This is a genomic window from Prosthecobacter sp. (assembly GCF_029946185.1).
Classification (GTDB): domain Bacteria; phylum Verrucomicrobiota; class Verrucomicrobiia; order Verrucomicrobiales; family Verrucomicrobiaceae; genus Prosthecobacter.
Window position 1 is genome coordinate 1 of record NZ_JAQSEA010000005.1, and the last position, 9,034, is coordinate 9,034.

The following is a 9,034-nucleotide window of genomic DNA, read 5'->3' on the forward strand; positions in this document are numbered from 1 at the left end:
TCACCGTGCCGTCCGGCAGGCTGTTGGAGGTGATCTGCAGGAGGACGGGAGGATCTTCCGGTGGCGGATCATCGCTGACCAGCGGATTGCGGCCATGGAGGTACTCCAGGGAATTGATCAAGCTGTCCCCGTCGGGATTGCCCTGCGCATCTGCGGCAGAGCGCAGATCCAAGTGGTAAAAGTACTCCCAGCGGTCCCGCATGCCATCCCCATCGTAGTCACCGCTGGCCAGGCGCTGCGGCAGGGTGACCAGCGTCGCGTCCGCATTGAGCGCGGTAACGAAGGCCTGCAAGCCATCGGGCACGCCGTCGTGGTTGGCATCCCCCGTCACCTGCCACTCGGGCTGCACGCTGCTGTTGAGTCCCAGCCCGGCGCAGGACAGCCCCGCAGGACTGCCCACCACCCGGCCGCGCCAGGCCCACTCCTGCACGTCATGGATGCTGCCATGGCGGCTGTTCGCCTTGCCAGGATTGAGCCCCAGGGCGATTTCCTCAAAGTTCATCAATCCGTCGCCATCAAAGTCCTCCGTGGCGTCATCGCGGTTGTGATTGTCAAACATACCGGGATAGGCCGCATTCCACGCGTCCTCCAGCACGTCGAGAATGCCGTCCTGGTCATAGTCATAGGTGTCCGTATGGGCGGTGAGGCTCCAGCCGTTTTGCCAGGCCTGGAGATTCGTGTAACCGTCGCCGTCCAGGTCGCCATGGGCATCCGCCGGATCTGCGGGGTTCATGCCATAGCCCTGATCCGCGTACCACTGTTCGACACCATTCGGGATGCCGTCGGAGTCGTCATCCGTCATGTTCACCATGTAGAAGTCGCTGAAAGGCTGCTCGGGGTTCGACTTCGCCAGCAGCGGGTTGGTGTGGTAGCGGAAGAGTTCATCCGAATCGTTCAGCCGGTCATCGTCTGTATCCGCCTTGCCGGGATCAGTGCCGTACTGCGTGTTCTCGTCGAAATCGCTCAGTCCGTCACCGTCACTGTCGAAGCGGTTGGTGCCGTCATCGGGATAAGCGTCCGCAGCATCGGGAATGCCGTCGCTATCGCGGTCGTCGGCGCTGCTGCCGGGGTACTCATTGCCCTGATACTCGAAATGCGGTGCGCCGTTCCATTTGTCATTGGGATTGCTGTCGGCACCATCGGGAATACCATCATTGTCCTGATCGCTCCAAGTGCCGGCGTATTCGGTGCCATTGTACCAGTAGCCGCCATAGGGAGTGGCATCCAGGCCATCGGGAATGCCGTCTCCGTCCGAGTCGCTCCAAAGACCGGAATATTCGACTCCGTTGTAGTTGTAATGGGGCTGGCCGTTCCAGTTGTCATAGGGAAAGGGGTCCAGGGAGTCGGGCACACCGTCACCATCACTGTCTGCGCCGTTGGGGGTGGAGTCAAAGGCGTCAGGGATGCCATCAACGTCGCTGTCAACGTAGTAGCCAGGGTACTCAATGCCGTTGTAGGTGTAGTGGGGCTGTCCGTTCCAGGAGTCGTTAGGCCAGGCGTCCTGGGAGTCGGGCACGCCGTCGCCATCGCTGTCTGGATCACTGGGAAGCGTGCCGCCTCCGGTGCCATCGCCATCGCCATTGGGAGTGGAGTCGGCCGGATCAGGGGTGCCGTCCCCATCCTGATCGCTCGTAACACCGGGGTATTCAGTGTTGTTGTACCAAAAGCTTCCAGCAATCAGCGGCCAGGGATCGAAGGCGTCTGGTATGCCATCCCCGTCCCGGTCCACATAGGGTGCGGCACACTCCACATTATTGTACCAGTAGCTGCCATCCGGGAAAGAGTCCGTTACATCGGGAATGCCGTCGCTATCACGGTCACCCCATGCTCCTCCATACTCGATCCCCTGATACCAGAAGCTGCCATACGGAAATGGATCATACTGATCAGGGGTGCCGTCACCATCGCTGTCCACCGTGCCAGTGGGGTACCAGTTTCCGCCAATGACCACGCCAGGATCGTATACTGGAGGGGGATCGGAGTTCGGCGGCCCTGCGCCGTTATAAGGATCGTCCATCTGCCCGGAGGCTTCGTTCCAGTTTAAAATGCCATCACCATCACGGTCGTTATTGAGGGGATCGCTGTCCTCGAAGTTTTTCAATCCATCACCATCCGCATCCGAGTAGCTGAAATAGCTGCCTGCGGTGAGGTTGTTGAAGTTCACCACCGGATTGTACCACTGGATCTGCTGGTAGAATTCGTCGAAATCAGAGTAACCGTTGCCATTGCTGTCCCAGTTCCAAGGATCGTAGGGCAGCGGAGTGCCTGCGGTGATCGCCGTCAGTGAATACTGGTACTCCACCGAGTCTGGCAAACCGTCGAGGTCAGAATCAAGGCGGTAGGGATCGCTGCCAAACTGCACCTCCTGCGCATTGCTGAGTCCGTCGCTGTCGCTGTCCTGCTGGAACCAGTCATCGCCTTCGGGGGGATTGGCGACTTCAGTTTTAATGCCACCGCTGAGGGCCCAGTAGGAGTATGCTCCGGGGAATGGATTCAGTGCCCAAGACATGAAAATAAAGATTTGCACGGTGTGTATCCAGCGTGAACGACGTAGTCGTGATAGGAAAGTAATGCTCATACTTGTAGCGTAAATCTTTATTTTTTCTACTATCATGAAAACCACCGCCACTTGTCTAGAGGTGATATGTAATATAATTGTAATACAAACAAGACCATTTCTGACCTGCCCAATGATAAGCCAACGTCCAATTTGCCTCAGTGGTCTTTGCCACAGACGCGGCACGCGAAACGGTTTCCCCGACCAGGAATTTCGTAGCTCTTCCCGCCGCAGAACGGGCAGCTCACCGCCACGCAATTTCTCACACACCAGTGCGTGACCATGCCCACCACCAGCCCACCCACCAGAGGGGAGATAGGGTGGCGGTCCAGCCAGTTCCAGAGCAGCAAAATGAGCCCGCAAAAGAGTCCGACGACGACGACGACAGGCCCAAGAAGCTGAGCACAAACCGGCGCGAGGAACTCATGCGGCCCCGCAAACTTTCACTCCATCAGGCATTCTGCAAACCTGCACGCATGACTTCCAGCGGTGCAGGGCAGTTAAACCAATGTTCAAAAGAAATCCCCCCTTGGTGCAGCAGCAAAGTAAGACCGTCCACGGTCCTGGCCCCTGCCAGTCTGGCATCCGCCAGCAGCGCGGTCTCCCCCCCTGCACGATAGACCATGTCAAAAACGAGATGGTTTGCACACAGCGCATCCCCAGGCACCAGTTGAGCGTCGTCAGGTTTCATGCCTAGTGATGTCGCATTCACGATCAGGTCGGTGTTTGCCAGCGCCTCTCGCAGGGAATCATCATCCCAGGGTACCACCGCTGCATCCGGGCAGCAGCCAAGCGCATGAATCTCAGCGGCCACCCTTTCAGCCTTGGCCTGCGAACGATTCACCAAAAGCAGTTTCTGACATCCACTGAGGGCGCTTTGCACCGCCACCGCCCGCCCTGCTCCACCGCCCGCACCGAGAATGAGGACTCGCAGGTCTTTGATGTCTGCCCCAAACGCCTCTTTCACACTGCGCAAAAAGCCCGGCCCATCGCTGTTGTAACCGTGCAATTTGCCATCCCGGATCGCAAGCGTGTTCACGGCCCCGAGCCGACGCGCCAGCGGATCGAGCACATCCACCGCATCCAGCGCTTCAAACTTGTGCGGAATCGTGATGTTCACACCGAGAAAGCCACACTGGGCAAACTGCCGAAACGCTTCCGCCACACGGCCCACCGGCACCTGTACTCGGATGTACTGCGCGTCCATGCCGCAGGCCTGCAGCGCCGGATTGTGCATCTGCGGACTGCGCGAATGACCAATGGGGTCACCGATCACCGCCAACCGCGCAGGCGGCGCAAAGCGCCCGGCCACCGCATTCCAGTCCATCAAATCTTCGAATGATAAAAAATCTCCCACGCTCCAGACATGCCGAAGAACGACGGGCTGTCAAAGCTGCCCGCAATTTTCCCGCTCGACATCCCGTTCCATCCGCGCTGCAATCAGCACCCCGTTCCCAACCAAGCCTCCAATCCATGCGACTCCTCTTCCCCCTGCTCACTCTCGCCGTCTCTGCGGCCCTCTTTATCGCCCAGGCCGCTGATACCGCCGTCAAGCCTCTGCGCGTCCTCATCGTCGCCGGCGGCTGCTGCCATGAGTATGACAAGCAGCACCTCGTCCTCAAGGAAGGCATTGAGGCCCGTCTGAACGCCATCGTCGATGTCGCCTACAATCCCGACAAAACCACCAAGGCCACCTTTGAAATCTACAAGGCCAAGGACTGGGCCAAAGATTTCGACGTCATCATCCACGACGAATGCAGCGCGGACGTGACCGACCCCGCCTACGTGGCAGCCATTCTCGATGCCCACAAGGCAGGCAAGCCCGCCATCAATCTCCACTGCGCCATGCACAGCTACCGCTGGGGCAATTTCCGTGAGCCTGTCAAAGCCGGTGCCGACAACTCCGGCTGGTATGAGATGATCGGCCTGCAATCCACCGGCCACGGCCCACAGCAGCCGATTGCGATCACCTTCACCGACAAAACCCACCCGATCACCCAAGGCCTCGAAAACTGGACCACCATCAACGAAGAGCTCTACAACAACATCCAGATCCTCACCGGCAAGCCACTTGCCTCCGGCGTGCAGATCGTGCCACCGAAAGCCAAAAAAGGCGAAACCCTGCCACCGGATGCCAAAGCCACCGAAGCGACCAGCGTCGTCGCCTGGACCAATGAGTACGGCCCGAACAAGACCAAGATCTTCAGCACCACCATCGGCCACAACACCTCCACCGTCGGTGACGCCCGCTACCTCGACCTGATCACCCGCGGCATCCTCTGGACCACCGGCCACATCAACGAAAACGGCAAGGCGCAGCCGGGATACGGAAAGTAAGACATCACCCATCTTCGCGAATGCCCGGGGGTCACACCTCCGGGCATTTTGCTTTTTTCGCACCAGCAGCTCCAATTTCCCGTCGCGAGCAGCGTTCTAATCATCCCCTCATGCGCCACTTCATCGTTCCAGCCCTCGCCCTCACCCTCGCGTTTCACGCCCATGGGGACCCCGGCCACTCCGCCAATGGCGAAGCCTTCAATGAAGGTCCGCGACAGGCCGCCGTGTTCATTCCCGGCTGCGGAGATGCGGTAAACTTCCCCATCAGCTCCAAGAACCCGGACGCGCAGAAGTTTTTCACCCAGGGCATCGGCCAGCTTCACGGCTTCTGGTACTACGAAGCCGAGCGCTCCTTCCGGCAGGTCGCCGCGCTCGATCCCGAATGCGCCATGGCCTACTGGGGCATGAGCATGGCCAACGTGAACAACGAAAAACGCGCCAGCGCCTTCATCAAGAAAGCCACCCCGCTCAAAGCCAAGGCCACCCCACGCGAAAAGAAGTGGATCGCCACCCTCGAAAACCTCTACCGCGAAAACGACAAACGCGACAAGAAGCAAAAGAGTCTCGACTGCATCAAAGACTTCGAAACCCTGGCTCAGGACGACCCCAAAGACATCGAAGCCAAAGCCTTCCTCGTCTGGCGCATCTGGTTCTCACGCGATGAAGCCCCCATGTCCAGCCTGCAAGCGGTCGATGCCCTGATCGATCAAATCTTCGCCGCCATCCCCAATCACCCCGCTCACCACTACCGCATCCACCTGTGGGATCAGAGCAAGCCCATCCTGGCCCTCAAGTCCGGCGCCAACTGCGGCCAGGCCGCCCCCGGCATCGCCCACATGTGGCACATGCCGGGTCATACCTTTTCCAAATTGAAGCGCCCCGACGACGCCGCATGGCAGCAGGAAGCCAGCACTCGCGTCGATCACGCCTACATGATCCGCACCTACATCTTGCCGGATCAGATACACAATTACGCGCACAATGAGGAGTGGCTCACCCGCACCTACAACGACCTCGGCCGCGCCAAAGACGCCGCAGCCCTTGCAACCAGCCTCATCGCCATTCCACGTCATCCCACCTACAACAACCTCGAAAAGCCCTCCACCTCCGCCAGCTACGGCCGCACCCGCCTGATCGAGACGCTGCTGAAATGGGAGCATTGGGAGGAGGTGAAGGCCTTTACCCAGGCGCCCGTGGGCGTGGCCGCCCATGACATCACGCGATTTCGGGCGCTGGGCATCGCCAGCTATCAGCTTGGCGATTCCGTGGCGCTGGCTGCCGCGCTGAAGGAACTGGAGGGCGTCTCCACCGCTGCGCCGAAGGAGCCTGAAGCTAAGGCTACGGATGCGAATGCAAAGACGGCTGACACAAATGTTGCAAAGACGAAGACATCAGCATCCAAGCCTGCGGGACCCAAGACCGAGGGCAAAGCGATGACGGAATCGCAAAACGCCGCCTCTAAGCCGAACGCCAAAACCGCCGGCGCTGACACGAGCGCCAAGAAGAAGACGCCACGGCCCGAAGTGAAAGCAAAGGCCGCAGGCGTTGCCGAACTCAAGGCGCTGGTGGCCTTGAGCACCAAGGACGGCTCTATGCGCCGCGGAGAAACGCACAAGCTGCTATCAGACCTCAAGGTGCTCGACGAAATGCCGAAGGAACGGCTGGCGCGCTACTGGCTGACCTTTGACGACAAGGTGCAGGCGGCGGAGCTCACCAAAAAATTCACCGCCGATCTGGTGGGCCTCGCTACGAAAACGGAAGTCCTCCAGGCCTGCGGCAAAACTGAGGAGGCCAAGAAGGCCTTTGAGGAAACCCGCAAGCTGGCCTTCGCGATGGACCGCGACCTGCCAATCGCCAAGCGGCTCGACACGCTCGCGAAAACCTTCGGCATCCAGAACGACTGGCCCGCTCCTGCGCCCAAGCGCACGGACAGCGGCACACGGCCGGACATCGCCAGCCTCGGTCCCGTGCATTGGCATGCTCCCGATGCGCCGGTGTTTGAAGCGCTCACGCTGGAAAACCAGCCGGTGAAGAGCTCAGACTTTACCTCCAAAAAGCCCACACTCTTCCTTTTTTACCTCGGCCATGACTGCGGTCACTGCGTGGAGCAGATGCAGGCCTTCGCCAAAGCCGCCGCCGACTTCGACAAAGCGGGCATTCAACTTGTGGCCGTCACACTCGAAACCCCGCAGGCGGCCGCAGGTATCCGCGCCAAGCTCAATCTCAAACCCGACCAGCCGCTACCCTTCCCCATTTTGAGCGACAGCAGCCTCGAATCCTTCAAAAAGGTGCGCGCCCACGACGACTTCGAAAACGAAAACCTGCACGCCACCATCCTCATCGACACCAAGGGGCAGCAACGCTGGCAGGACATCAGTTGGGAGCCGTTCAAGGACGCCAAGTTTGCGCTCGAAGAATCCAAGCGGCTGCTGCAGCTCGACCGCCCCTCAGTCTCCACTGCCCAGGCGGGCGAGTGAGAGACAAGTTTGTTTTCACGTATGCGTAACGTTGCTGCCTGCGGCATTCGCCGTTAAGACTGCGCATGGTTTTCCCACGCGTTTTCCTTCGGATCGTTGCTTCGTTCACAGCGCTCATTCTAGCCTCGTGCGAGATGCCCGCTCCGCAGCAGGCATATCAGCGGCAGGCCGCGCAGGCTGGGCCGTTCATGCTTGGCATTGATGTGCTGGCATCGCGCGGCTTTGACCTGATTCGCGGCAAGCGGGTGGGGCTCATTACGAACCAGACGAGCATGACGGGCCGGGGCGAGCGCACGCGCACCGTTATGCAGCGGGCGTTGGGACCGAACCTCGTGGCGCTGTATGCACCGGAGCATGGAATTGATGGCACCATCGGCGCCGGGCTGCATGTCAGCACGCGGCGGGACAGCGTGACGGGCCTGACGGTGCATTCCCTTTATGGCCCCACGCGCAAGCCGACCCCGGCGATGCTTGCCCACATTGACGTGCTGGTGTTTGACCTTCAGGACATTGGCAGCCGCAGCTACACCTACATCAGCACCATGATCGTGGCGATGGAGTCGGCGGCGGAATGCGGCAAGCAGTTCGTCGTACTCGACCGTCCGAATCCCCTCGGAGGCTGGCGCGTGGAAGGACCGCCGCTGGAGTCCAAATGGAAATCCTTTGTCGGCCAAGTTCCAGTCCCCTACGTGCATGGCATGACTGCTGGCGAACTCGCCATGATGGCGGGAGCGCGTGGCTGGATGGCTCGTACACCACGCCTGAATGTCGTCAAGATGCAGGGCTGGAACCGCAATATGGCCTGGCAGGACACCGGGCTGCGCTGGTACCAAACCTCTCCGAACATCCCGCACGCCAGCTCGCCCTTCTACTACGTCGCCACAGGCATCCTCGGCGGTGCGACCTCAGTGGATATCGGCATCGGCACTGAGAACCCCTTTGGCTACGCGGGTGGTAGCGGGGTGAATCCGCAGGCGCTTTATGCGTATTGCCAGCGGCTCAACATGCCAGGCGTCAGTTTCTCGCCCTATTCCAAGAATGGCTTTGGTGGCGTCCGCCTCAACATCTCGCCGCATGCCAGCGCGGACATCACCGCACTGGACGTTCACCTCCTCGCAGAAATCAACCGGCTCAGCGGCGGCAAAGTGATCAGCCGTATGAGCGGCTCCAAGCTGAACCTTTTCAACAAGGTCTATGGCAGCGAATCCCTCTACTCCGACCTGCGCCGAGGCGTTTCCCCCGCCAGCATTGTTTCCCGCTGGCAGGGATATAACCAGAGCTTCCGCTCGCAGCGGCAGAGCTTCCTGCTCTACCCCTGACCGCGCCAGCGGTAGCCCACGCCGCGCACGGTTTCGATGATCTCCTCACTCTCGCGCTCGATCTTCTTGCGCAGTTTGGCGATGTGCTGGTCCAGCGTGCGGCTCTCCGGCATGTACTCGAGGCCCCAGCAGACATCCAGCAATGTGTCCCGGCTCAGCACCTGTCCGGCTCGCTCGTGCAGGAGCTTGAGAATGGACACCTCACGCGGGGTCAGATCCAGGCTCTCATCCTCACGCTGTGCGCGCAGCTCCGCAGGAAACACGCGCAGCGGGCCGACTTGAAAACTGTCCGCAGGTGCTTTCACCACCCGAGTGCGCCGCAGCGCTGAACCGATGCGTGCGAT

Annotated in this window: 5 protein-coding genes and 1 pseudogene; 3 read left to right on the forward strand and 3 right to left on the reverse strand. The window is 60.2% G+C overall.

The window, feature by feature from the left end; all coding sequences use genetic code 11:
* Both PSV43_RS00185 and aroE read right to left on the reverse strand, forming a co-directional pair.
* Positions 1-2,509, reverse strand: a pseudogene (locus tag PSV43_RS00185) (hypothetical protein); the annotation flags it as partial.
* A 499-nt stretch (positions 2,510-3,008) separates the two neighbouring features.
* Entirely contained in the window at positions 3,009-3,914 is a 906-nt protein-coding gene (gene aroE / locus PSV43_RS00190; protein ID WP_300192476.1) for a shikimate dehydrogenase, read from the reverse strand.
* A gap of 116 nt (positions 3,915-4,030) precedes the next feature.
* Here aroE and PSV43_RS00195 point away from each other — a divergent pair, with 116 nt between their 5' ends.
* From PSV43_RS00195 to PSV43_RS00205, 3 genes are all read left to right on the forward strand, one after another.
* Positions 4,031-4,894, forward strand: coding sequence for a ThuA domain-containing protein (locus tag PSV43_RS00195; RefSeq protein WP_300192478.1), 864 nt, complete (start codon positions 4,031-4,033; stop codon positions 4,892-4,894).
* A 110-nt stretch (positions 4,895-5,004) separates the two neighbouring features.
* A complete protein-coding gene (locus PSV43_RS00200; RefSeq protein WP_300192480.1) occupies positions 5,005-7,371 on the forward strand; it encodes a redoxin domain-containing protein in 2,367 nt (788 codons plus the stop codon).
* 134 nt (positions 7,372-7,505) lie between these two features.
* Positions 7,506-8,690, forward strand: coding sequence for a DUF1343 domain-containing protein (locus PSV43_RS00205; protein ID WP_300192482.1), 1,185 nt, complete (start codon positions 7,506-7,508; stop codon positions 8,688-8,690).
* Here PSV43_RS00205 and PSV43_RS00210 read toward each other — a convergent pair.
* Positions 8,681-9,034 (reverse strand): response regulator transcription factor (locus tag PSV43_RS00210; protein WP_300192484.1); only part of this gene is annotated, 354 nt, incomplete at its 5' end. The genes PSV43_RS00205 and PSV43_RS00210 overlap by 10 nt on opposite strands.

Coding starts and splice junctions, on each gene's coding strand:
- PSV43_RS00195 (WP_300192478.1), top strand. CDS start 4,031: ATGCGACTCCTCTTCCCCCTGCTCACTCTCGCCGTCTCTGCGGCCCTC.
- PSV43_RS00205 (WP_300192482.1), top strand. CDS start 7,506: ATGCCCGCTCCGCAGCAGGCATATCAGCGGCAGGCCGCGCAGGCTGGG.
- PSV43_RS00200 (WP_300192480.1), top strand. CDS start 5,005: ATGCGCCACTTCATCGTTCCAGCCCTCGCCCTCACCCTCGCGTTTCAC.